At 70.9% G+C, this 22,879-nt stretch carries 22 protein-coding genes; 11 read left to right on the top strand and 11 right to left on the bottom strand.

Features of this window, described 5'->3' with window-relative positions; genetic code table 11:
• Positions 1 to 439: 439 nt before the first annotated feature.
• The 3 genes from RPX00_RS25535 to RPX00_RS25525 form a co-directional block, all read right to left on the bottom strand.
• A complete protein-coding gene (locus RPX00_RS25535) occupies positions 440 to 1,612 on the bottom strand; it encodes an acetoin utilization protein AcuC (protein ID WP_406629133.1) in 1,173 nt (390 codons plus the stop codon).
• 58 nt (positions 1,613 to 1,670) lie between these two features.
• A complete protein-coding gene (locus RPX00_RS25530) occupies positions 1,671 to 2,393 on the bottom strand; it encodes a DJ-1/PfpI family protein (RefSeq protein ID WP_406629132.1) in 723 nt (240 codons plus the stop codon).
• Between the two features lie 81 nt (positions 2,394 to 2,474).
• Complete coding sequence (locus RPX00_RS25525) at positions 2,475 to 3,314, bottom strand: sulfurtransferase (protein ID WP_406629131.1); 840 nt, start codon at positions 3,312 to 3,314, stop codon at positions 2,475 to 2,477.
• A gap of 109 nt (positions 3,315 to 3,423) precedes the next feature.
• Between RPX00_RS25525 and RPX00_RS25520 the strand changes: the two genes are divergently transcribed.
• The 3 genes from RPX00_RS25520 to galE all read left to right on the top strand — a co-directional run bounded on the left by RPX00_RS25520 (position 3,424) and on the right by galE (position 6,398).
• Positions 3,424 to 4,146, top strand: coding sequence for a metal-dependent transcriptional regulator (locus RPX00_RS25520; protein WP_378312893.1), 723 nt, complete (start codon positions 3,424 to 3,426; stop codon positions 4,144 to 4,146).
• On the top strand, positions 4,143 to 5,327 hold the full coding sequence (galK, locus tag RPX00_RS25515; protein ID WP_406629130.1) for a galactokinase: 1,185 nt from the start codon (positions 4,143 to 4,145) through the stop codon (positions 5,325 to 5,327). The genes RPX00_RS25520 and galK overlap by 4 nt, the downstream gene beginning before the upstream one ends.
• Positions 5,328 to 5,417: 90 nt before the next feature.
• Positions 5,418 to 6,398: a UDP-glucose 4-epimerase GalE gene (gene galE / locus RPX00_RS25510; protein ID WP_406629129.1), complete on the top strand. Its 981-nt coding sequence runs from the start codon at positions 5,418 to 5,420 to the stop codon at positions 6,396 to 6,398.
• 412 nt (positions 6,399 to 6,810) lie between these two features.
• Here galE and RPX00_RS25505 read toward each other — a convergent pair whose 3' ends face one another.
• The gene (locus RPX00_RS25505; protein ID WP_406629128.1) at positions 6,811 to 7,920 is read right to left on the bottom strand and encodes a DUF4192 domain-containing protein; all 1,110 of its coding nucleotides are present in this window, start codon (positions 7,918 to 7,920) and stop codon (positions 6,811 to 6,813) included.
• 202 nt (positions 7,921 to 8,122) lie between these two features.
• Positions 8,123 to 8,974, bottom strand: a complete 852-nt coding sequence (locus RPX00_RS25500; protein WP_406629127.1) for a M23 family metallopeptidase — start codon at positions 8,972 to 8,974, stop codon at positions 8,123 to 8,125.
• Between the two features lie 90 nt (positions 8,975 to 9,064).
• Here RPX00_RS25500 and RPX00_RS25495 point away from each other — a divergent pair, with 90 nt between their 5' ends.
• Entirely contained in the window at positions 9,065 to 10,201 is a 1,137-nt protein-coding gene (locus tag RPX00_RS25495) for a histidine kinase (protein ID WP_406629126.1), read from the top strand.
• Positions 10,198 to 10,839, top strand: a complete 642-nt coding sequence (locus RPX00_RS25490) for a response regulator (protein ID WP_406643078.1) — start codon at positions 10,198 to 10,200, stop codon at positions 10,837 to 10,839. The genes RPX00_RS25495 and RPX00_RS25490 overlap by 4 nt, the downstream gene beginning before the upstream one ends.
• On the opposite strand, the gene RPX00_RS25485 is transcribed toward RPX00_RS25490, so the two are convergent.
• Positions 10,815 to 12,530 (bottom strand): Xaa-Pro dipeptidyl-peptidase, encoded by a 1,716-nt coding sequence (locus tag RPX00_RS25485; protein WP_406629125.1) that lies wholly within the window; start codon positions 12,528 to 12,530, stop codon positions 10,815 to 10,817. The genes RPX00_RS25490 and RPX00_RS25485 overlap by 25 nt on opposite strands.
• A gap of 142 nt (positions 12,531 to 12,672) precedes the next feature.
• On the opposite strand from RPX00_RS25485, the gene RPX00_RS25480 reads away from it, so the two are divergent.
• A complete protein-coding gene (locus tag RPX00_RS25480) occupies positions 12,673 to 14,190 on the top strand; it encodes a DUF4139 domain-containing protein (protein WP_406629124.1) in 1,518 nt (505 codons plus the stop codon).
• A gap of 42 nt (positions 14,191 to 14,232) precedes the next feature.
• Here RPX00_RS25480 and RPX00_RS25475 read toward each other — a convergent pair whose 3' ends face one another.
• Together RPX00_RS25475 and RPX00_RS25470 are read right to left on the bottom strand one after the other, a co-directional pair.
• Positions 14,233 to 14,664: a CBS domain-containing protein gene (locus tag RPX00_RS25475; RefSeq protein ID WP_406629123.1), complete on the bottom strand. Its 432-nt coding sequence runs from the start codon at positions 14,662 to 14,664 to the stop codon at positions 14,233 to 14,235.
• Positions 14,665 to 14,762: 98 nt separating this feature from the next.
• Positions 14,763 to 16,169, bottom strand: coding sequence for a PLP-dependent aminotransferase family protein (locus RPX00_RS25470; RefSeq protein WP_406629122.1), 1,407 nt, complete (start codon positions 16,167 to 16,169; stop codon positions 14,763 to 14,765).
• Between the two features lie 81 nt (positions 16,170 to 16,250).
• Between RPX00_RS25470 and RPX00_RS25465 the strand changes: the two genes are divergently transcribed.
• Positions 16,251 to 16,829: a TIGR03086 family metal-binding protein gene (locus RPX00_RS25465; RefSeq protein WP_406629121.1), complete on the top strand. Its 579-nt coding sequence runs from the start codon at positions 16,251 to 16,253 to the stop codon at positions 16,827 to 16,829.
• Here RPX00_RS25465 and RPX00_RS25460 read toward each other — a convergent pair.
• A complete protein-coding gene (locus RPX00_RS25460; RefSeq protein WP_406629120.1) occupies positions 16,822 to 17,727 on the bottom strand; it encodes a neutral zinc metallopeptidase in 906 nt (301 codons plus the stop codon). The two genes, RPX00_RS25465 and RPX00_RS25460, sit on opposite strands and share 8 nt — an antisense overlap.
• A 107-nt stretch (positions 17,728 to 17,834) precedes the next feature.
• On the opposite strand from RPX00_RS25460, the gene RPX00_RS25455 reads away from it, so the two are divergent.
• Complete coding sequence (locus RPX00_RS25455) at positions 17,835 to 19,844, top strand: prolyl oligopeptidase family protein (protein WP_406629119.1); 2,010 nt, start codon at positions 17,835 to 17,837, stop codon at positions 19,842 to 19,844.
• Here RPX00_RS25455 and RPX00_RS25450 read toward each other — a convergent pair.
• Both RPX00_RS25450 and RPX00_RS25445 read right to left on the bottom strand, forming a co-directional pair.
• Entirely contained in the window at positions 19,841 to 20,416 is a 576-nt protein-coding gene (locus RPX00_RS25450) for a hypothetical protein (protein WP_406629117.1), read from the bottom strand. The two genes, RPX00_RS25455 and RPX00_RS25450, sit on opposite strands and share 4 nt — an antisense overlap.
• 53 nt (positions 20,417 to 20,469) lie before the next feature.
• Positions 20,470 to 21,264, bottom strand: coding sequence for a S1 family peptidase (locus RPX00_RS25445; RefSeq protein WP_406643076.1), 795 nt, complete (start codon positions 21,262 to 21,264; stop codon positions 20,470 to 20,472).
• Between the two features lie 136 nt (positions 21,265 to 21,400).
• On the opposite strand from RPX00_RS25445, the gene RPX00_RS25440 reads away from it, so the two are divergent.
• From RPX00_RS25440 to RPX00_RS25430, 3 genes are read left to right on the top strand one after another with little or no spacing between them, the layout of a single operon-like run.
• Entirely contained in the window at positions 21,401 to 21,958 is a 558-nt protein-coding gene (locus RPX00_RS25440) for a TetR/AcrR family transcriptional regulator (RefSeq protein WP_406629115.1), read from the top strand.
• A gap of 5 nt (positions 21,959 to 21,963) precedes the next feature.
• A complete protein-coding gene (locus RPX00_RS25435) occupies positions 21,964 to 22,485 on the top strand; it encodes a DUF4865 family protein (RefSeq protein ID WP_406629113.1) in 522 nt (173 codons plus the stop codon).
• Positions 22,486 to 22,495: 10 nt separating this feature from the next.
• Positions 22,496 to 22,879: a tautomerase family protein gene (locus RPX00_RS25430; protein ID WP_406629111.1), complete on the top strand. Its 384-nt coding sequence runs from the start codon at positions 22,496 to 22,498 to the stop codon at positions 22,877 to 22,879.

Genomic DNA, 22,879 nt, shown 5'->3' with positions numbered 1-22,879 from the left:
CCGCGGCTGAACCCCCTGCCGAAACAGACCATTCTGAAGCCGAACTTCCCCGCGCCGCCGGGTTCGCACCCGAAGCCTCGCCGGACCCGGGTGGTGCACCGCTCCTTCCGCGCTCGCCGTCGCCAGCCGAACCCCCGCCGAAACCGCCCAGCTCACCGCTCCGCGCAGACCCGCCCGACACACCGTGCTGGCCGTGCTCGCCACCGCCAGCCGAACCCCCGCCGAAACCGCCCAGCTCACCGCTCCGCGCAGAACTGCCCGGCACACCGTGCTGGCCGTGCTCGCGATCGGCGGCCGGACCAGGAGACCCGGTGCCCTCGCCGGCGAAGGCGTCGAGCGGGTTCTCCGCATCGGGCCCGCGCGTCGTGCGGCGGGTGCCAGCCGAGCGATCGCCCGGGCCGGGGTTTTCGCCGGGCTGGCGAGGTTGGTCGGGCATGGGTCAGTCCCTCGGATCGTCCGGGTCGAGGCCGTGCAGCGGGAAGACCGCGCGGCGGGTGTCGCGGATCGCGATGTCCACCGGGTCGTCGGCGTCGTCGCCCCAGGGTTTGAAGGCGGTGTCCTTGCCGTCGGTCATCGCGGCGGGGAGGTCGGCGGACGGGGCGGCGCGTTTGACCGTCGAGACCCAGCCGGGCGGCAGCGGCGTCTCCGGCGGGACGTCGCGGTCCAGGACCGTCGCCATCAGGTGCGTCCACGAGCGCGGCACCACGCGGATCAGCTGGTATCCCCCGCCGCCGACGGCGAGCCAGCGGCCGTCCGCGTAGCGTTCGGCGAGGTCGCGCAAGGTGGAGTAGATGGTGCGGTGGCCGTCCACGGACAGGGACATGTCGGCCATCGGGTCTTCCTCGTGCGAGTCGACCCCGCACTGGGTGACGAGCAGCTGCGGCCGGAATTCCTTCAGCACAGCCGGAACCACCGCGTCGAACGCGCGGAGCCACCCCGGATCCCGCGTGTGCGGCGGCAGCGGGATATTCACCGCAGTGCCCGCCGCCGCGCCCTTGCCGACCTCGGCGGAGTAGCCGGTGCCGGGCCAGAGCGTGAACGGGTGCTGGTGCATCGAGACGGTCAGGACGCGCGGGTCGTTGTAGAAGGCGGCCTGGACGCCGTCGCCGTGGTGCACGTCGGTGTCGACGTATGCGATGCGGTCGAAGCCGTGGTCGAGCAGCCACGAGATGGCGATCGCGCAGTCGTTGTAGATGCAGAAGCCGGACGCGTGGTCGCGCATCGCGTGGTGCAGCCCGCCCGCGATGTTGACCGCGCGCCGGACCTCGCCGTCGGCGATCTTGCGCGCGGCGAGCAGCGTTGAGCCGACGACCAGCGCGGTCGCGTCGTGCATCCCGGGGAAGACGGGGTTGTCGTCCGTGCCGAGCCCGTGCCCGACGTCCCACCCGACGAGCGGGGCCTCCCGCACCGCGGCCAGGTACTCGGGCGCGTGCACGCGCAGCAGTTCTTCGTCGCCCGCCGCCGTGGGCACCAGCAGCTCGACCCCGTCGAGCACGCCCAGCTCGGTCGCGAGCCGCACGGTGAGGTCGAGCCGGACGGGGTTGAACGGATGTTCCCCGCCCAGGTCGTACTTCAGCAGCGACGAGTCCCAGACAACCGCGGGCGACGACATGCCCCGCACTGTACTTCCCCGCCGCGCCCCGAGCCGGGTTTCGCGGCGGGGACGGAACTCAGCCGCGAGTCCAGACGACGCCGCGCGCTTCGTACTCGAGCATCTCCTCCAGCCCGGCCGCCGCGTCGCTGCCGAGTTCCCGTTTCACCAGCCACAGAGCCAGGTCCAGCCCGCTCGTGATGCCGCCCGAGGTGACCACGTCGCCGTCGTCGACCACGCGGGCCTTCTTCACCACTCCGCCCTGTTCGACGAGCGTCTTGACGGCACCGTGGTGCGTCGTGCACGGACGTCCGCGCACCAGCCCGGCCGCACCGAGCAGAAGCGTTCCAGTGCAGAGCGACGCCAGGGTCAACCCTTTGCGCCGCGCACTGGCGAGCGCATCGGGCAGCACCCGGCGGTCGATCTCCGCCCAGATGCCCGGCCCTTGCCGCTTCGCGTAACCACCGCCCGGCACGACGATGATGTCGGCGTCCTGCGGGGACCAGCCGCGCTCGACTTCCACCTTCGTCCCGTACGCCGCGCGCACGACACCTGGCCCGTCCACGCGCACGTACGAAACCTCCGTGCCGCGCTTCGCGTGCATGCCCGCCGCGGAGAACACCTCGTACGGACCGGCGAAGTCCTGCTCCTCGACGCCGTCGAACAACACGACCTGCACCCGCAACGGCCGCCGACCCGCCTCGGCGCCAGCCTCGGCCGATGCCGTCGCCGGCACCGCGGACGACGCCGCCATCGCCGCACCAGCCGCCGCCGACCCGCGCAGGAATGTCCTTCGCTCCATGAACGCCGCCTCTCGCCCGGAAAAACCTTCCGGACGAGAAGTCGGCGGGCAGCGCCGAAAGTTCCGGCGGATCCGGCGGATTCAGCCGCGTTCGGGCCCGGTGGCCGCCGGACGCTCCGGATCGCGCGACCAATGCGACCACGACCCGGCATACAGCGCGGCCGGCTCCTTCCGCCCCGCGACCTCCAGCGCGAGCACCACCGACGAAGCCGTGACGCCCGAACCGCAGTAGGCGCCCGCCGGAACCCCGTCGGCCAGACCCAGCGACGCGAACCGCTCGGCCAGCTCGGACGGCGACCGCCAGCGCCCGTCCTCGCCGACGTGCTCAGCCGACGGCGCGCTGACCGCGCCCGGGATGTGCCCGGCCCGCGGATCGACCGGCTCGGTCTCGCCGGTGTAGCGGACGTGCGCCCGCGCGTCGAACAGCACGCCCTCGCGCGCGAGGGCCGCCGCGTCGTCCGCCGACAGCACCGGCATGCCGCCCGGCCGGACCTCGATGTCGCCCGGCTCCGGCGACGGCGCCTCGGCCGTCACTTCCCGCCCCTCGGCCAGCCACGCTGCGTAACCGCCGTCGAGCACCGCCACCTCCGAATGGCCGGCCCAGCGCAACAGCCACCAGGCGCGCGCGGCGACCGAACCGTCGGCGTCGTCGTAGACGACCACCGGATGCCCCGCCCGGACCCCGGCTTTCCGCAGCTCGCGCTGCAGCACGGCGGGGTCGGGCAGCGGATGGCGGCCGCCCTCGCCGGGCGGCGCGGCCAGCGCCGTGTCGAGGTCGACGAACACCGCTCCGGGGACGTGTCCCTCCTGGTAGGACTCCGCGCCGGGCGGCCCGCCGAGCCGCCAGCGGACGTCCAGCACGACGGGACGCTCGCGGCCGGGGAACGCGGCGAGCTGAGCGGGCGAGAGCAACGGATCCATGGCCCCATCCTGCAGGTCCGGCCGCTGTTCGCGCATCAGGGCAGGACTTTTCGCCGCGGCCGGGTCGTTACGCCGAGGCGAGCCGTCGCTGTCGGGGCCAACGACTACGATGAGCTACGCGGACGAAGGGGACAGCGTGAACGATCTCATCGACACCACCGAGATGTACCTGCGTACCATCTACGAGCTCGAAGAGGAAGGGGTCGTCCCGTTGCGGGCCCGGATCGCGGAGCGCCTGCAGCAGAGCGGGCCCACCGTGAGCCAGACCGTGGCCAGGATGGAGCGCGACGGGCTGGTCGTCGTCGCGGACGACCGGCATCTGCAGCTCACCGACCACGGCCACGACCTCGCCGTCGCGGTCATGCGCAAGCACCGGCTCGCCGAGCGCCTCCTCGTCGACGTCATCGGCCTCGAGTGGGAGCACGTGCACAACGAGGCGTGCCGCTGGGAGCACGTGATGAGCGAGGCCGTCGAGCGCAAGCTGGTGAAGCTGCTCGACCACCCGACCACGTCGCCGTACGGGAACCCGATCCCCGGCCTCGACAAGCTCGGCGACGGGGACCCCGCGCCGCGCGCCGAGGACGGCCTGGTGCGCCTCGACGAGTTCGCCCGCACGGGCGGCGGCGAGGTGGAAATCCGCCGCATCGCCGAGCACGTGCAGCTCGACGAGTCGCTGCTCACCGAGCTGCGGACGGTCGGGATCGTACCCGGCGGGTTCGTCACGGTCGGCAAGGCGTCCGGCGGCAGCGCCACCGTCGAGGTCAAGGGCACCGAAAGCACCGCGCAGGTGTCCACCGCGGCCCTGCACGCCGTGCTGGCGCTCGCCAAGTGACCCCGGCGGCCGCCGCGGCCCGCGCGTTCCGGGAGGTCCACGGGCGGGCCCCGGCAGGGGTGTGGTCCGCGCCGGGCCGGGTGAACCTGATCGGCGAGCACACCGACTACAACGACGGCTTCGTGCTGCCCTTCGCCCTCCCGCACCGGCTGGCCGCGGCCGCGTCCCCGCGCCGGGACGGCAAGCTCCAGGTCGCCACCCTCGGCGACGACGGGCAGCTGCAGCACTCCGGCCCGCACGACATCGCCGCGCTCGAACCGGGTTCGGTGCCTGGCTGGGCCGCGTATCCCGCCGGGGTGGCGTGGGTGCTGCGCGACCAGGGTTTCGCCGACGGCGCCGACCTGGTCGTGGCGGGCGACGTGCCCTCCGGGGCCGGGCTCTCCTCCTCTCACGCGCTGGAATGCGCGGTGTCGCTGGCTCTGCTCGGCGTCGCCGGGGTCGAACTCGACGACGGCGGCGCGGGGACTCCGGAGCGCCCGGAGATCGCGCGCTGGGTGCAGCGGTCGGAAAACGACTACGTCGGGGCCCCCACCGGGCTGCTCGACCAGACGGCGTCGCTGTGCTGCGAAGACTCGCGGGTGCTGTTCCTCGACGTCCGCTCGGGCGAGATGGAGCAGGTGCCGTTCCCGCTCGCCGAGGCAGGGCTCCGGGTGCTGATCATGGACACCCGCACCAAGCACTCCCACGCCGACGGCGGCTACGGCGCCCGGCGGCGCGGCACCGAGCGCGCCGCGGAACTGCTCGGCGTGAAGGCGCTGCGCGACGTGCCGCTCGACGGTCTCGGCGAAGCCCTCGCGCAGCTGCCCGAGGATCTGGTTCCGCTGGTGCGGCACGTGGTCACCGAGAACCAGCGGGTGCTCGACGTGGTCGCGTTGCTGCGCGAGAAGAAGCTCGCCGAGATCGGCCCGCACCTCGACGCCTCGCACGTCAGCATGCGCGACGACTACCGGATTTCGACGCCCGAACTGGACATGGCGGTCGACTCGGCCCGGTCGGCAGGCGCGCTGGGCGCCCGGATGACCGGCGGCGGGTTCGGCGGCTCGGCGATCGCGCTGGTCCGCGACGAGGATCTGGACGGAGTTCGCGCCGCGGTCGAAACCGCCTGCGAGCAGGCCGGGTTCCGCCGTCCGCGGATGTTCACGGCGGTGCCGTCGCGCGGCGCGGGCCGCGACGAGGCCTGATTTCCGGAGCAACCCCCGGAGGGTCCGCCGCGTCGTGCTGAGGGGAGACTGTGCCGCAGAGTCGCCACCCCTCAGCAGAAAGGCCTTGACGTGACGGACCAGCAGAGCCCCCTGAAACTTGTCGTGACGGGCGGCGCGGGGTACGTGGGCAGCGTGTGCGCCGCCCGCCTCATCGAAGCGGGTCACCAGGTCACCGTGGTGGACGACCTGTCGACCGGGCACGCGGACGCGGTGCACCCGCAGGCGCGCTTCGTCGAGGGCGACGCCGCCGAGGTCGCCGCCGACCTGCTCGGCGAAGGTTTCGACGGCGTGCTGCACTTCGCCGCGAAATCGCTGGTGGGCGAGTCGATGACCGACCCGGCGAAGTACTGGGAAGGCAACGTGGTGACCTCGCTGCGGCTGCTGGAGGCGATGAAGCAGCACGGCACGCCGCGCCTGGTGTTCTCCTCCACCGCGGCGACCTACGGCGAGCCCGACGTGTCGCCGATCCCGGAAACGGCCCCGACGCAGCCGACCAACACCTACGGCGCGTCGAAGCTCGCCATCGACCACGCGATCACCAGCTTCGCCCGCGCCCACGGCCTGGCCGCGGTCAGCCTGCGGTACTTCAACGTCGCCGGCGCCTACGGCGCGTTCGGCGAACGGCACACCACCGAAACCCATCTCATCCCTCTCGTCCTCCAGGTCGCCACCGGCGACCGCGAACACATCTCCATCTACGGCGACGACTACCCGACGCCCGACCACACGGCCGTCCGCGACTACATCCACGTCGTCGACCTCGCCGACGCCCACCTCCTCGCCCTGCGCCACGCCGCCGCCGGCGAGCACCGCATCTACAACCTCGGCAGCGGCACCGGGTTCTCGGTGCTGGAGGTCGTGGAAGCCTGCCGCCGGGTCACCGGGCACGCAATCCCCGCCGAGGTGGCCCCGCGCCGCGCCGGCGACCCGTCGGTGCTGGTGGCCTCGAGCGACAAGGCCAACGGCGAACTGGGCTGGACCCCCAAGCTGACCGACCTCGACGGGATCGTGTCGGACGCCTGGCAGTTCACCCAGTCGCGCCGTTCCTGACGGGTTTTCGGCCCAGCCTGACGCGGCCCGCCTCGTGAGTGGGCTATGCCGGTGAGAACCGGGATAGCCCACTCGCGAGGCCAGCCACGACGCATGCCCGCGCTAGCGGCACGCACGCTGGCGCAGGGCGGCGCGGGTGCGGCACCGGACAGGCACGCTGTTGCAGCGCGACACTGCACGGCGACGCAATGCCAGGCATGCGGCACGGCGACGCGATGCGAGGCACGCGGCGCGGCGACGCCAGGCACCCAGCACGGCACGGCGCGGCTACGCCTGGCACGCGGCACCGCACGGGGCGAGGCAGCGGGAAGCAGCGGCAGAAACTGACCGCGGCCGTAGCGGCTGGGCGGGAACGTCGTGAGTGTTTCCCGGTTCTCACCGGCATAGCCACTCACGGCAGCCCCAGCGTCAGTCAGCTCGGCGGCTCCGGTCTTCGGCCCAGGCCCGGGTCAGGGTCCGCAGCGCTGCCGGGTTCCGGCGGCGGGTCGAGCCCGAGGTCCACGGCCGTGCCGAGGTCGGCGAGGCCGGTCAGTTTCGCGGGATCCGTGCCGATGTTCCACACGGCCTGCAGCAGCTGCGCCACCAGGTGCTCCGGATCGGCTTCGACGGCGTTCGCCAGGGCCATCCCGGCGAGGGCGCCTTCCCCGCGCATCAACGCGGCATAGCCGAGCAGGACGGCTGCCTCGGTTCGATGCGGCGGGGGCAGTTCGCGGACCAAGGTCAGCCATATCTGCTCGGCCTCGCGGGTCAGTGACGTGTGCGGTGGGACGGCCAGGGCCAGGCAGGCGTCGCGGATGGGGTTGAAGGTCAGCGCGTGCGCCAATCGGACGGCTTGGTCGTCGTCGGGTGGGCCTGCGCCTCTGCGGTGGCGGAGGAAGGCTTCGCGGAGTTCGTCGACGGCGGCGTCCAGGACGTCGCTCGGCGACATGTCTGGGCCACGCAAGGGTTCTGGGTCGGAGGCCAGCAGTTCGGCTCGGCGGGTGATCGCTTCCGGGGAGCGGGGTTTCAGTACGGCGGCTAGCTCCTCGCGGCTGCGGAAGACGACGAAACCCGCCTCGGTGGTCGCGGCGGCGAGGACGGTTTCCTGCGGATCCGGGAGCACGCCTTGGCAATCTGGGTCCAGGTAGCACGACCATCGGGCGCCGGGGGCGACCTCGGGTGTCCACAGTGCATGGAACAGGTTGAGATCGTGTTCGGCCAAAGCCCGGGTCAGCTCGTCTACGAGTTCTGCGCGGGGTGGGCCGTTTTCGTCCGCTGAGCCGCCGATGACGACGGCGGTGACGCCGTTGTGGTCCAGGGCCGCGAAGCGCGGGATCAGCGAATCCACTTGCGCCGCTTGGGTTTCCCGGGGCGGGAGGTCGGCGCGCACGGTCAAGCCGAGCGTGGTGCCGGGTACGCGGTGGCCCAGCAGCACCAGGGAATCGCCGGGGCGGAAACCGAGCAGGTACGGGAGCGAGGCGATGAGGTCGGCCGGGTTGCTGAGGGTGGCCCGGGAGATGCCGGGCGGCGTCGAGGTGGTCACGCCTCCACTGTGCGCCGCCGAGGCGCGATTCGGGGCCAGCACGGCAAATCTGTGGACGGCGACAGGCCGTTGTGGACAACCGCGGTGTCAGAAAAGGAGACCGGCGGAAATTGTCGGGGGTGTGTGCATCGGAGCCGGAAGCAACTGTCCACAATGGAACATTGCTGCCGGGGCCGGGCGGAATCCGGCCCCGGCAAGCGAATCAGCCGCAGTGTTCGAACGGGCTCTCGTACGCCGAGGAGCCGACCGAGCCGCCCCACTTGACGCACGTGGAACCGGCGTTCTTCTTCACCGGGCCGGCGTAGTAGGTGAAGTTCCCCGAATCCGTCGTCCTGGTCGAGCCCTGCACCTCCAGGAACGCCGACGCCGCGCTGGCGGTCCCGAGCGAGGTTGCCTTGAGGGTCGTCACGCAGTTCTCCTTGGACGACGCGTTGTACAGCAGGTACGCCGTGCCCGCGGTGCCCAGCGCCTGCTGGTCGATCACCGAGAAGCCCGACCCGCACACCTGCGTCGCCGAGTACGGGTTGCCGCCGCAGCCGTTCTTGCTCGTGAAGTCCTTCTTGCCGAAGTACGGCACCGCGACGCCGTTCAGCACGGCCTTCTGCGTGACGCCGTTCAGGTTTTCCTCGAAATGCAAGTGCGGCCCGGTCACCCCGCCGGTCGCGCCCGCCTTGCCGATCTCCTTGCCCTGACCGACGCTCTGGCCGACCGAGACTTCCTGTTCGGACAGGTGCGCGTACCGGGTCCGCCAGCCGCCGCCGTGGTCCAGTTCGATCCAGCGGCCGTAGCTGGTGCTGCCCTCGTTCGCGACGCGCGTGACCGTCCCGGGGGCGGCCGCGAGCACCGGCATGCCGGTGATGCCGGACTTCTGGAAGTCGACCGAGTTCGCCGGGTTGTGGCCGCTGAAGGTCGCCGCGGTGACGGTGACGCCGCACTTGAACGGCACCTGGAAGTTCGGCGCCGCCGACGCGCTCGGCTGGGCGGCGAGCGTCAGGCCGCACGCGGGCAAGGCCACCGCGGCCACGGCCGCCGCGAACCGTCTCACTCTGGACATGGGGCGTACCTCCTGGTGGGGGAAATGTCCGACACCCGCCAGCCAAGCCCGAGCCAGTACATTTTCCGTACAAGACGACAGGGAGGGCCCATGGGCACACCAGCGGCCTCGCTCGCCAAGGCGCGGCGGAGGTTCGAGGGCGCCGACTGGGTGCGCTGGGGCGTGCTCGCGGTGCCGGCCCTGTTCGCGATCCCGAACGCGCGGCCGTGGGCATGGCCGCTCATCGCGCTGGTTCTCGTCCTGTCCGTCCCGGCGCTCTGGCTCACCAGGGAGACGCGGCCGCGCTGGCTGATGCCCGCGACCATGATCGCCGTCGTCACGGCGGCCGGCGGGCTCTGGATCCTGCAGCCGAGCAGCTGGACCTCGACGACGATGTTCGGCGCCGTCTTCTACACCCTGCGCGTCTCCGGGCGGACCGCAGCGTCCGTCTCGCTCGCCGTGGCGTCGGCGGCGATCCTCGTCTGGTCGATCACCTACGACCTCGATTGGCTGAACGCGCTCGCCCTCTTCGCGATCCTCGCCGTGATGGTGCTGCTCGCCGCCAACCGCCGGGGTCGCGCGGAGCGGCTGGAGCAGACCGAACTCGCGCTCGCCCGGGCCCAAACCGCCAGCGAGGAGCACGCCCGCGCGGCCGCTCTCGCCGAACGCGCGCGCATCGCCCGCGAGCTGCACGACGTCCTCGCGCATTCTCTAGCTGGCCTCGCGCTCAACCTCCAGGGCGCGCGCCTGATGCTCGTCCGCGACGGTGCGAGCGAAGAGTCTCTCGCGCAGATAGAACGCGCACAGAAGCTGGCGACGGACGGTCTCGCCGAAGCACGCAAGGCCGTCGCCGCGCTGCGCGAAGACGCCGTACCCGTCGAGCGCTCGGTCTCGGACCTTCTCGCCGCGTACCGGCTCGACACCGGCTCTCGCGCCGACCTGGTGATCGAAGGCGAGCCGCGGGAGCTAGACGCGGCTGTCGGCACCACGCTCGTACGCGCCGTACAGGAAGCCCTCGCCAACTCGCGCAAACACGCGGGCAGCCCCGCTGTCGACGTCACGCTGACCTTCAAGACCGGCGAAGTCGACTTGACGATCTTCGACCACCAGGGCCGCCGTCCGCCGGAGCCGCCGTCGCCGGGATACGGTTTGCGAGGCATGGGCGAGCGGGCCGCACTGCTGAACGGGAAGCTCGAATGCGGCCCTGGGGAGGACGGATGGCGGATTCAGCTGACGGTACCGGCGTGACGCTGCGCGTGGTGCTGGCCGACGACCAGGCAGTAGTGCGCGAAGGGCTCGTCACGCTGCTCGGGCTGCTGCCGGGCATAGAGGTCGTAGGCGCGGCGGCGGACGGCGTACAGGCTCTCGACCTTGTCGCCGAGCATCAGCCGGACGTGCTGCTCGTCGACCTTCGCATGCCGAACCGCGACGGCGTCGAGACGACCGAACTGGTCCGCGCGCAGCATCCGAAGACCGAGGTCGTCGTGCTCACCACGTACGCCGACGACGATTCCCTGCTCTCCGCGCTCAAAGCCGGTGCGCGCGGGTTCCTCACCAAGGACGCCGACGCCGACGCGATCGTCCGCGCGCTCCGCTCAGCGGCGGCCGGCCAGTCCACTGTGGACGGCGCACTCCAGCAGCGGCTGGTAGCGGCCGCGACGAGCCGTGCTCCAGTGCGGACGAAGGAGCTGGAGGGCCTCACCGCGCGCGAAGTCGAGGTGTTGCGGCTGATCGCAGCCGGCCTGTCGAACACGGAGATCGCGCGCACCCTCGTCGTCAGCGAAGCGACGGTGAAGACGCACGTCAACCACCTGTTCTCCAAGGCAGGCCTGCGCGACCGCGCCCAGGCTGTCGCCTTCGCCTACCGCGCCGGCATCGCCGAGTAGAGCGTCTTCCGCCCGCCGACGATCGGCAGCGTCACCGTCGTCCCGGTCAGGTCCAGCGACAGTCCCGCGCCGGGCTCCGGCCGCAGCGTGAAGTCGTGGTCGCTGGACGCCAGCACGAACTCCAGCTTGTGCCCAGCGGCGACGATGTAGTCCTTCGGCATCAGCGAAACCTCGATGCGGTACCGCTGTCCGGGCGTGATCGGCGACGTGACGTCCGGGCTCTCCCGGTTCTGCGGGTCCGTCCAGCCCCGGCTGATCACGTGGGACGTGCCGTTCGGCGCGCGGTCCAGCAGCACCGCGGTGACGTTCGCGGCGGGACGGTCGAACGACAGCCGCAGCTCGGCCTTCGCGGCACCCGAAAGCCGCACCGGCTCCGCGAACGCGGAAGTGCTGTAGCGCAAGCGGTTGCCGGACGAAGCCGCGTCGGCGAGCTGTTCGATCTTCTTGCTCGCGTCGTCGGCCAGCGTTTCGACGGTGGGACTGCCTGGCACCGGCTGCCGGTCGAGTGCCCCGGTCGAACGTCCGCCCGGCCACGGGTGCAGCTGGACGTCCGAGGTGCCCGGCGCGGGCCAGTCGGCCTCGTCGACCCACGACTTGTCCTCGCGCTGGATCGTCGCCTTCGGCTCGCGCTCGATGCCGTTGTCGATGCCGTAGAGATAGTGCGACATCCACTTGTTCAGCGTCGTGAGCCAGACGTCGCGGCGCAGCGAGATCGGGTCCGCGTGGCCGGACTGGTGCAGCCAAATCTTGTGCTCGACGCCGTGCTTCTTCAGCGCTTCGTACCAGGTGGCGACCTGCTCGGTCTTCACGTTCCAGTCGTTCAGCCCGTGCACCGCGAGCACCGAGGCGTGCACCTTGCCGACGTCGTTGCGGTAGTTCCGCACGTTCCAGAACTCGCTGTAGTCCCCGGTCAGCCGGTCCTGGTCGGCGGTGAGGCCGTCGAGCACCGGACGGCAGACCTGGTGGTCGGCGCGCGAGTAGACGTATCCGGCGAGCACGTCCGTGTCCTCGCCCTGGTAGCCGCCGGGCGCGACGACCGCGCCCGCGTTGCGGTAGTACCCGTACCAGCTCGAAATGGCGGCGATCGGCACGATCGTTTCGAGCCCTTCGACGCCGGTGCTGGCCACGGCGTTGGGCAGCGTGCCGTTGTACGACACGCCCATCATCCCGGTCTTCCCCGTGCTCCAGCTCGCCGCGACGGGCGCTCCGGCCTGGTTGCGCGCTTCCGCGCGGCCGTTCAGCCAGTCGACCACCGACCGGGCGCCGATGGTCTCGTTCACGTCGCCGGTCGTCGGACAGCCGGTGGACAGCCCGGTGCCCAGCGATTCGCCGTACACGACAGCGAATCCGCGCGCGGTGAAGTAGTTCTGGTAGCTCCACCCGATCGGCGACGCGACGTGCGGGCCTGGCACGTACAGCTCGGTGTCGACGTCGTGGTTCGGGATGTCGTTGCCGCCCGCGAAGTACGGGCTCGCTTCGTACACGACCGGGACCTTCATGCCTTGTTCCGTAGCGCGCGGGCGCACTACCTGCGCGTGTACGAGGTCAGCCTTGCCGTCGTGGTCGCTGTCGACGGGCGCGGTGACCCAGACGTCCTCTCGGATGACATCAGCCGGATCGAAGACCGGCTGTGCCTGGCCGTCGGTGAAGACCGGCCCTGTCGGCGAAGCAGCTTCAGCGACCGCGGGCACGGACAACGTGGCTACTGCGACGAAAACGGCAGCAACTCGAGCAGCAACTCCCACCAGTACCCCCCAAGCCGGACGAAGCAGGCGAGCAAGCTTTGAGACTTCCGCCAACCGCAAGTTGCGTCAACCGACTAACGTCGGAGCCATGGACGCTTCGATCGTCACGGTCACGGTCTATCCGCAGCACGCGCGCGTCACCCGTCGCTGTCAGGTCACCGAAGCTGACGGGTCCCGCATAGAGATCACAGGGCTCCCCCTGTCGCTCGACGCTGCTTCAGTGCGTGTCAGCGGCGCGGGCGACGCTTTGGTCACCGGCGTCGACGTCACGTACGCACAGCACGCCGAGCCTGCCGATCCAACCCTGCGCGCGCTCGTGGAGCAGCGTCGCGCGGACCAAGCGACTGTCGACGAAGTAGCGGACGACGAGAGCGCGGCGTCGGCGCGCGTCGACCTATTGACCGGCGTCTCGCGACGCAGCGGAGCAAGCTTCGCGAAGGCGTTGGCCGGAGGCGACGCCGAACCTGGCCGTGTCCAAGAAGTGAGCGAAGCGCTCAGCACGCAGTTGGCCGTAGCGCTTAAGGAACGTCGCGCGCTCACGACGAAGCTGGAACGGCTGCGCGAAGACCTCGCCGCGCTCGACCGGCAGATCGAGACCCGCAGTGCACAGTCCGAACAGGACAGTTCGACCATCGTGGTGGAGCTGGAATCCCCCGCCACCGCCGAAATCGAACTGTCCTATGTGGTCCCCGGCGCGCGCTGGGAGCCCGGGTATGACGTGCGGGTGCGCGGCACCGACGTCACGGTCACCTCGTACGGCCTCGTCAGCCAGCACACCGGCGAGGACTGGCCGGAGTGCGAGCTGACGCTGTCCACCGCTCGCCCGGCGAACACCGTCGTGATCCCGGAACTCCAGCCCTGGTACCTGGATCGGCAGCAGCCGGAGCGGCGTTCGATGGTGCCGCCCGCTCCCGCCGCGATGGCGTACGGCGCAGCGGGAGCCGGTCGAGACGGCTTCGCCGCGCACGTCGCCGAAGTGGAGCAGGGCACCACCGCGGTCACCTTCCGCCCGGCCCGCCCCGTCGCGATCCCGTCCGGCGCGCAGGGCCACCGGACGACGCTCGCACAGCTGGACCTCACTGCGGAACTGGACTACGTGACAGCGCCGACGCAGGCCGAGGAGGCATACCTGCGCGCGAAGGTGGTCAACACCGCTGAGCACACGCTTCGCGCCGGACGCGCCGCAGTGTTCCACGAAGCCGAGTTCGTCGGCACCACGCAGCTAGAGCTGTGGGCGCCCGGCGAAGAACGCGAACTCGCGCTGGGCGTCGACGACCGCATCCGCGTCGAACGCGAGCTGGTGAAGCGCAGCGCCAGCAAGGCGACTATCACCGGACAACGCCGCCGCGAAGCCGACTACCTGACGACGGTCACCAACCACAGCCCGCGCGAAGCCGTCGTGGCCGTGCTCGACCAGGCCCCGGTCTCCCGGGACGACGCGATCACCGTGCGGGACCTGCGGCTCAGCCCGGAGCCGGTCGAGCGCACCGAACTCGGCCAGTTCACCTGGCGGCTCACGCTCGCGCCCGAGGCGTCCGCGACGGTCTCGCTCGGCTACCGCGTGGACGTCGCGAAGGGCGTCGAACTCAGCGGCTGGCGCGAGTGACCCCCGCGAGCGGCCCCGGCGAGTGACCTGGGCGGGTGCCCCTCAGCCCTGCGCGATGTAGGCCTCGAGCTGCTCCTGGCTCTGTTCCAGCTGCTCCATCCGGATCTTCACCACGTCGCCGATGCTCACGATCCCGGCGAGGCGCCCGCCGTCGAGCACCGGCACGTGCCGGATCCGCCGTTCGGTCATCACCACGCTGAGCTGGTCCACCGGATCGTCCGGGGTGCAGCTGGCGACCATGGTGGTCATGATGTCCGCGACCGGCCCGTCGAGAACGGAGGGGCCGTGGTCGTTGAGCCGGCGCACGACGTCGCGTTCGGACACGATCCCGGCGATCCCGCCCTCGGCGTCGACCACGACCATCGCGCCGACGTTGTGCCGGGCCAGGCCCGCCAGCAGCTCGGCGACCGTCGTACCCGGCGACACAGTGGCGACCGTCGCGCCCTTGCGCTGAAGCACATCCGCAATCCGCATGGCGATGCCCTCTCCTCGGTGAGTCGGGTCACATCAGGTTAGGGCCCCGCTGCCGAGTGCGAAAGTCCAGCGGGATGCGTCCGTTCGTGGTAACGCGTTCAGCCGTCGAGCACCCGGCGCAACCGGGCTAGGCCCGGCCCGATGCGCTCCGCCGCGATCGCGCCGTAGCCGAACAGCAGCCCGTGCCGCCGCGCGGTCACCGAAAAATCGCCGAGCGAGAACAGCCGGACGCCCGCCCCGGACGCCGCCCGCGCGAAGCCGCGCAGATCCCGGTCCGCCGACGCGCTCAGGTGCAGCCCGGCCGACGCGGGCACCGGGTCCAGCACGTCGCCGAACTCGGCGCGGAGGCCGTCGACGAGCAGGTCGTGCCGGGCGCGGTAGATGCCGCGCATGCGCCGGACGTGCCGGGCGAACCCGCCTTCGGCGATGAACGCCGCGACCACGGCCTGTTCGATGCCCGGGGAATGCCAGTCGGCGAGGTATTTCGCCTTCACGATCGCCTCCGCCAACGCGGGCGGTGCGGCGAGGAAACCCAGCCGCAGCGCGGGCGACAGGACCTTCGAGAACGAGCCGACGTACACCACCCGGCCGTGGGAATCCAAGCTGTGCAACGGTTCCAGCGGACGTCCGGAGTAGCGGAACTCGGTGTCGTAATCGTCCTCGACCACCACCGCCCCGTTGTCCTCGGCCCAATCCAGCAGCGCTCGCCGGCGCGACGGCGACATCGCGACGCCGAGCGGGTACTGGTGCGACGGCGTCACGTGCACCAGGCGAGTGCCCGGCGGGATCGCGTCGACCACAATGCCTTCGTCGTCCACCGGCACCGGCGCGACGCGCACCCCGAGCGTGCCCAGCAGCAGGCGCGGCGGCGGATAGCCGGGATCCTCGACCGCAGCCAGGTCGCCGGGCCGCAGCAGCACGCGCGCGACGAGGTCGATCGTCTGCTGCGCGCCCACGGTGATCACGAGGTGTTCGGGGCGCACGCGCACGTTCCGGGACACCGCGAGGTGGCGCGCGAGTTCGGCGCGCAGCCGCGGATCGCCTTGCGGTTCGCCGTAAGTCATCAGTTCCGCGCGGGAACTGCGCAACGCCTGGGTCGTCAACCGACGCCAGGTGTCGAACGGAAACAGCCGCACATCCGGTACTCCGGCACGGAAATCGAACTCCGGCGGAGTGGTGAACGCTTTCGGCGGCGCGGGCACGTCTGTCCACTCTGGACGCGGCTGGACCCCCTCGGCGAGCCCGGCCGGTTCGGCGGGCCTCGCGGCACCGGCCCGCACGTAAGTACCGGCTCCGACCCGGCCGGTGAGGAATCCTTCCGCGGTGAGCCGTTCGTACGCCGCGGTGACGGTGGTGCGCGAAACGGCCAGCCGGTGCGCCAGTTCCCGGGTCGGCGGCAGGACGTCGCCGTCGCGGAGCCGTCCGTCGAGCACCGCTTCGCGGATCTGGCGGTAGATCTCGTCGCGATGGCCGCGGGTGCCGGACAGGTCCAGGTGCAGGTCCACGCGTCCAGCCTAGATTGGTCCACCGCAGTTGGCTTCATTTTGGCTCTCTTCCTGGACCGATCTCGCGGTTAGCGTGAGCGCATGACCACGTTCGACCTCGACCGTCAGTCTCTGCTCGTTCTGGACCCGATCGTCTCGAAAGCCACCGCGGCGGACCTCGACCGGCCCACGCCGTGCGCTGGCTGGACGCTCGCGGACCTGCTCCGCCACCAAGTCAGCGAAAACCACGCCTTCGCCGAAGCAGCACGCAACGGCTCCGCGAAGGACTGGGACAGCGGACAACTCGGCGAAGACCCGTACGCCGCGTACGCAGCTTCAGTGACCGACTACCTCGCCGCGTACGGCGAAGCCGACATCGCGGAACGACAGATCGCCATCAACACCTTCGGCACCTTCCCGGGCACAGTGGCGGTCGCGATGCATCTCGTCGACACCGTCGCGCACGGCTGGGACCTCGCCAAGACCCTCGACGTCGCGTACGACCCGGTGCCAGCAGCGGTGCACGCCGCGCTGCAGTTCGCGCTCATGATCCCGGCCGCCCCGGAGGAACGCGTCAAGCGAGGCACGTTCGCGCCCGTAGTGTCCGTCAGCACCGACGAAAGCGAGCTGGACCAGTTCCTCGGCCTGCTGGGCCGCGACCCGGCATGGACGGTCAGCTGACCTTCTCCGCCGGTGCTGACCAGGTGTCGCACGCCGCGGGCCCAGCACCGGTGTAACCAGCCTTCGCCCACACCAGCTGGTTCGCGCGGGTGCCGTGGTCGCCGCTGTCGTCGGCACGGCCGTAATCGGCGACGGCGGCGTTCGCGGTGGCCCGGCTGATCGAACCGTGGTCTGCCGCCGCGTTGAGGAAAAGCGCGCCGAAACAGTTGGCCTGCAACTCGATCCGGCGTACGACAGCCTTGTCCGCGTCGCTGCTCGGCTCCGGCGAACTCATCTCCGCGCTCGCCGCGTCGAGGATGCCGCTTTCGCGCTGTACGTGGTGGCCGTACTCGTGCGCGAGCGTCGCCAGGTGCCGTGCGCGGCTCAGCCCGGCGTCCGACAGCATCCACTCGGTGGGCGCGTAGATCGTCGCGTCGCCGCCGCAGTAGTACGCGACCGCTTCGTCGCGAGACGGCGCGTTGCCGCAGGCGCTGGTTTTCGGCAGCGTGACCGACACCTTGACCGGCAGGTTCGGCTCGTCCGCTTTGTCCAGCGCCGGCTGCCACGCCTGCTTCAGGCAGCCGACGAGCACGGTGTAGAACGTCTTGAGCTGCTCGGCGTCCCGGCTCAGCTCCGGCAGGTCGCACGACACGGGCCCGAGCGCGACGCCCTCGGCCAGCAACGGGTTGCCGCTGAGCTTGCGCACCGGTTTGGCGTCCTGGCGGTCCGGCATCGTGTCGGCGTCCGGCGCCGCGACCGCGTGCCCGGACACCTCGTGCGGCACCGCGGCCATGAGCGCGAGCGTGCCCGCGACGATCGCCACCGCGGCCACGGCGCCCAGCGCCTTGCCTGCCTTCCGGCGCGGCGGGGCCGGCGGCGGTGCTGGCGGAGGCCACGGGCCTCCGGCGTAATACGTCATTCCTCCCCCTCCCGACCAGCATACGGAGACCGCGCGCCGCCCTGGATCACGAAACGGGAACGCCGGGCTCCTGGCCGGATCCGCGACAGACAGCGAGACTGGACGCTATGACTGTCGAAGATCCGTACCTGTGGCTGGAAGACGTGACGGGCGACGAGGCGCTCGAATGGGTCCGTTCGCGCAACGCGGAGACGCTGGACGTGCTCACCGCGAGCGAGAGGTTCGGGCAGCTGCGGGACTCGATCCGCGAGGTGCTCGACGCGGGCGGGCGGATCCCGTACGTCGCGCGCCGGGGGACGCTCCTCTACAACTTCTGGCAGGACGCCGAGCACCCGCGCGGGCTGTGGCGGCGCACCACGCTGGAGCAGTACCGCACCGCCGAACCGGACTGGGAGATCCTGCTCGACGTCGACGCGCTCGCCGCCGCCGAGGACGAGAACTGGGTCTGGAAGGGCGCCGCGGTGCTGCGTCCCGGGCACCGGCTCGGCCTGGTCCAGCTGTCGCGGGGCGGCGCGGACGCGACCGTCGTGCGCGAGTTCGACCTCGACGCGCACGAGTTCGTGCCGGACGGCTTCACCCTGCCCGAGGCGAAGCACCGGATCAGCTGGATCGACGCCGACCGGGTGTACCTCGGGACCGATTTCGGCCCCGGCTCGCTCACCACTTCGGGCTACCCGCGGCTGGCGAAGGAATGGCGGCGCGGCACCCCGCTCGAAGAAGCGAAGCTCGTCGCCGAGGGCAAGCCGGACGACGTCGCGATCACGGCGTACCACGATCCGACCGAGGGCTTCGAACGCGACTTCGTGCGCCGCGCGATCGACTTCTACCGCACCGAATACTTCGAGCGGACCGAAACCGGGCTGACCAAACTGGACCTGCCCGAGGACGTCGAGGTGTCCACGCACCGCGAATGGCTGCTCGTGCACCCGCGCAGCGCGTGGACGGTCGGCGGGACCGAGCACCCGGCGGGCACGCTGCTCGCGATCCGCTACGACGCGTTCAAGGCGGGCGACCGCGAGTTCACCGCGCTGTTCACCCCGGACGCGCACACGTCGCTGGACTACTACGCCTGGACCCGCCACCACCTGCTGCTCGCGACTCTCCACGACGTCAAGTCGGAGCTGCGCGTGCTGACGCCGGGCCCGGACGGCTGGACCGAGGCGGAGCTGGGCGGCGCGCCCGAATTCGGCAGCGCGCAGATCGTCGACACCGAACCGGACGTCGACGACGAGTACCTGGTGGACTCGTCCAGCTACATCCAGCCGTCCACGCTCACTCGCGGCGTCGTCGGCGGCGACGTCGAGGTGCTGAAGCAGGCGCCGGCGTTCTTCGACGCGACCGGGATCGAGGTCAGCCAGTACTTCGCGACGTCGGACGACGGCACGAAGATCCCGTACTTCGTCGTCCGCCCGCCCGGCGCGGAAAACGGCCCGACGCTGCTGTACGGCTACGGCGGCTTCGAGGTTTCGCTGACCCCGTCGTACGGCGGGGTCGTCGGCCGCGCGTGGCTGGCGCGCGGCGGGACGTACGTGGTCGCGAACATCCGCGGCGGCGGCGAGTACGGCCCGGAATGGCACATGCAGGCGGTGAAAGAGAACCGGTACAAGGCGTACCAGGACTTCGCCGCGGTCGCGCGCGATCTCGTCGCGCGGGGCATCACGACGAAGGAACGGCTCGGCATCCAGGGCGGCAGCAACGGCGGGCTGCTGATGGGCGTGATGCTCACCAGCTACCCGGAGCTGTTCGGCGCGATCGTGTGCCAGGTGCCGCTGCTCGACATGAAGCGCTACCACCTGTTGCCGGCCGGGGCGTCGTGGATGGCCGAATGGGGTGACCCGGACATTCCGGAAGAGTGGGAGTACATCTCGAAATACTCGCCCTACCAACGGGTTTCGGCGGACGTCGAGTATCCGCCGATCCTCTTCGTCACCTCCACCCGCGACGACCGCGTGCACCCCGGGCACGCCCGCAAGATGGTCGCCCGGATGCGCGAACAGGGCCACCGCGTGGAGTACTTCGAGAACATCGAAGGCGGCCACGGGGCGGCGGCCGACAACGAGCAGCTCGCGTTCCGTTCGGCGGTCGCGTACGAGTTCCTCTGGTCGAAGCTGTCCTAAACGAGTCCCCGGGGTCGCGCACGCACGCGCGGCCCCGGGCGCACCGACGGTCCTCTGTGGACCTCCGCGAGGGCTCGTTCGAAGCGCGCCCAGGCGTCGGTGACGAACGCGAGCCACGGCACGCCGAGCCGACGCAACGCACGTCCGTGCCCGACCAGGATGCCGCCGGTTTCCAGAACCGCTCTGGCCCGCCATCGCACGGAAGCCGCGATTTTCCAGCGCCGCAACCGATCCACGTGATAGCCGAGCCGCCGCTCCAGCCCGGCGAACACGCGCGCGGCCACCTCCGCGGTGAGCGGATCGCGGGTGCCGTCCCGCAACGCCCGGTAGTAGCCGAGCGCGAGCACGTCGGCGATCAGCTGGGTCATCACGTCGCTTTTCCCCGGCGGGCTCGCGGTTTCGAGCAGCCGGGCAACCAGATGCTGCTCATCGTCCGGCGCGGGCTGGAACCGCCGGACGCTGCGCGCCACCACCGGATCCAGCCTCGCCCCGCTCCCCCACGCCGGCTGCGGCCGGATCTTCCGCCGCCGCGCCTCCGCCTCGAAAACCGCAGTCCACTCCACGGCGGTCATGCTGCCGCCCGGATGTGCCGCTGGCGCGGGGAGGATGTGGAGATTCCGTGGAGTTACCCGCGGATCGTCCGCCGGATCCATTCGGCGTACGCCGGCACGCTGGTGTACAGCCCCGGCCCGCCCGCGCAAGACGAACGCGCAGTCCCCGGCCCCGAGGTGACCCCGATCAGTTCCCATCGCCCGCCCGGCCCGCGCCGGATCTGCGGGCCGCCGGAATCGCCGATGCACGCCATCGCCTCCGGCCGCGGGCTGACCGTGCACAACCGCGTCCGGCCCGCGTATCCCGGACCGCACTCGGATTCCGCGCCGCGCCGAACGTCCAGCTCCTGCAACCGTTCCGCGAACCTGGCCTGCTTGAAATCGTACGTGTCGACAGTGGTGCCGAACCCCAGCAGCCGCGTCGGCGAACCAGGTGCGCCCGGCTGTGCGGCAAGCCGGATCGGCTGCTCGGCAACCGGGCGATCAAGCTTGAGCAACGCGAGGTCGTTGCGGTTGAAGGGAACGGTTTCGCTCTGCAGCGCATAGCCCGGATGCGGGACCGTTCGCGCGATCCGGCGAACAGTCCCGCCGGAATGCTGTCGCTCGCTGCCGATCCGGACGGTCCCGTCCGGGGTCACGAGCGTCGAATCCACGCAGTGCGCCGCGGTGAGCACCCACTGCGGGTCGATCAGCGAAGCGCCGCACACCCCGCGGTCGCCGGTCTGGTTGACCCGCTCCGAGATGGACGCCATGAACGGATAGCGCTGCGTCGAGTCTCCGCCCTTCACGATCGCCTCGGCAGTGCCGGTCGAGAACAGGAGCGCACAGGCCGCAGTCACGGCGACCACCCGGCGGCCAGCAGACTTCATCACGGAGAAATTCCTTCCTTCGGTTCCCTGGAAGCCTCCCGGGCCAAGATCGTCCGCACACTGCGGACAGCCGGTCTCTCCGCGGTAGGGCCTGCACCCGCTTGTCTCTGTACCTACTAGTATGTACGGTGTGCTCATGTCCACGAGAGACCAGCTCATCGCGAGCACTCAGGACTTGTTGTGGGAGCGGGGGTACGTCGGCACGAGCCCGAAGGCGATCCAGCAGCGCGCCGGGGCCGGGCAGGGCAGCATGTACCACCACTTCGCCGGCAAGGCCGACCTGGCGCTCGCCGCGATCCGGCAGAACGCCGACGATCTGCGCGCCTCCACCGAAGCCCTGCTCGCCGAGGGCACGACCGCGATCGAACGCGTCTCCGCGTATCTGCGGCGCGAGCGTCACATCCTGCGTGGCTGCCCGGTCGGTCGGCTGGCGCTGGATCCCGAGGTCGTCACGAACCCGGAATTGCGGGCGCCGCTGGAGGAAACGTTCGACTGGCTGCGCGGACGGCTCGCCGAGGTCATCGCCGAGGGCACCGCGAACGGCGAACTTCCGAGCGATCTCGACCCAGCCGCGACGGCAACCGCGCTCGTCGCCGTGGTGCAAGGCGGATACGTGCTCGCCCGGTCGTCCGGGTCGGTCGAGCCGTTCGACCAAGCGATCCGCGGCGCACTCGCGCTCCTCGAACGGCGGTGACGCCGATGTACGCGATGCAGTACGAGATCGATCTGCCTGCCGGATACGACATCCGGCATCGAGTCGCCACCCGGGGCCATCGCACCGACGCGTTCCCCGGGCTGGGGCTCAAGGCGTATTTGGTGCGTGCCAACCAATACGCGCCGTTCTACCTCTGGACCGACACCGCCGGAATGAGCCGTTTCCTGTGGGGCGGCGGCGGATTCGACGGCATAGTCCAGGATTTCGGCCGTCCGCCGGTGCAGCACTGGACCGGCGCTGGCTGCCTGGCCGGTCCGGCACGAGCGACCGAGCCGGAGTTCGCGACCAGACGCATCGTGGAAGGCCCGGACCGGATCGAGCACGAAATCGGCGAACTGGCGCGACTGTCCCGAAACCCGGGCGTGCACACCACCGCGCTGGCCGTCGACCCGAAGCGCTGGGAACTCGTGCGCTTCACCCTCTGGACTACCACCCCGGACGAGGACACCGACGTCCGCTACCGGGTGCTTCACCTGTCCCGTCCCAACATCGACCACCTGAACTGAGAGGTCTCCCATGCCGCTCGTCCGCATCGACGTGCTGTCCGAACCCAACGACGACCGCCTCCCCGCCATCGGCGACGCCGTGCACCAGGCGATGACCGAGACCATCAACGTCCCCGTCGACGACCGCTTCCAGATCCTGTCGAGCCACGCCGCCGGCCGGGTGCGCTACGACCCCAGCTACCTCGGCGTCCACCGCGACGACGACATCGTGTACATCGCCATCACCATGCGCGCCGGCCGCACCGACGAGCAGAAAACCGCGCTGTACCGCCGAGCGACCGAACTCATCGCCGAGTCGACCGGAATCGAACCGCGGAATGTGTTCTTCACCCTGACCGAAAACCACGAGGCGGACTGGTCGCTCGGCGGAGGTGTCGCGCAGATGCTGCGCTGA

The sequence above is a fragment of the Amycolatopsis sp. WGS_07 genome (genome assembly GCF_045278895.1).
Taxonomy (GTDB): Bacteria; Actinomycetota; Actinomycetes; order Mycobacteriales; family Pseudonocardiaceae; genus Amycolatopsis.
This window is presented reverse-complemented; position numbering and strand designations above follow the sequence as displayed.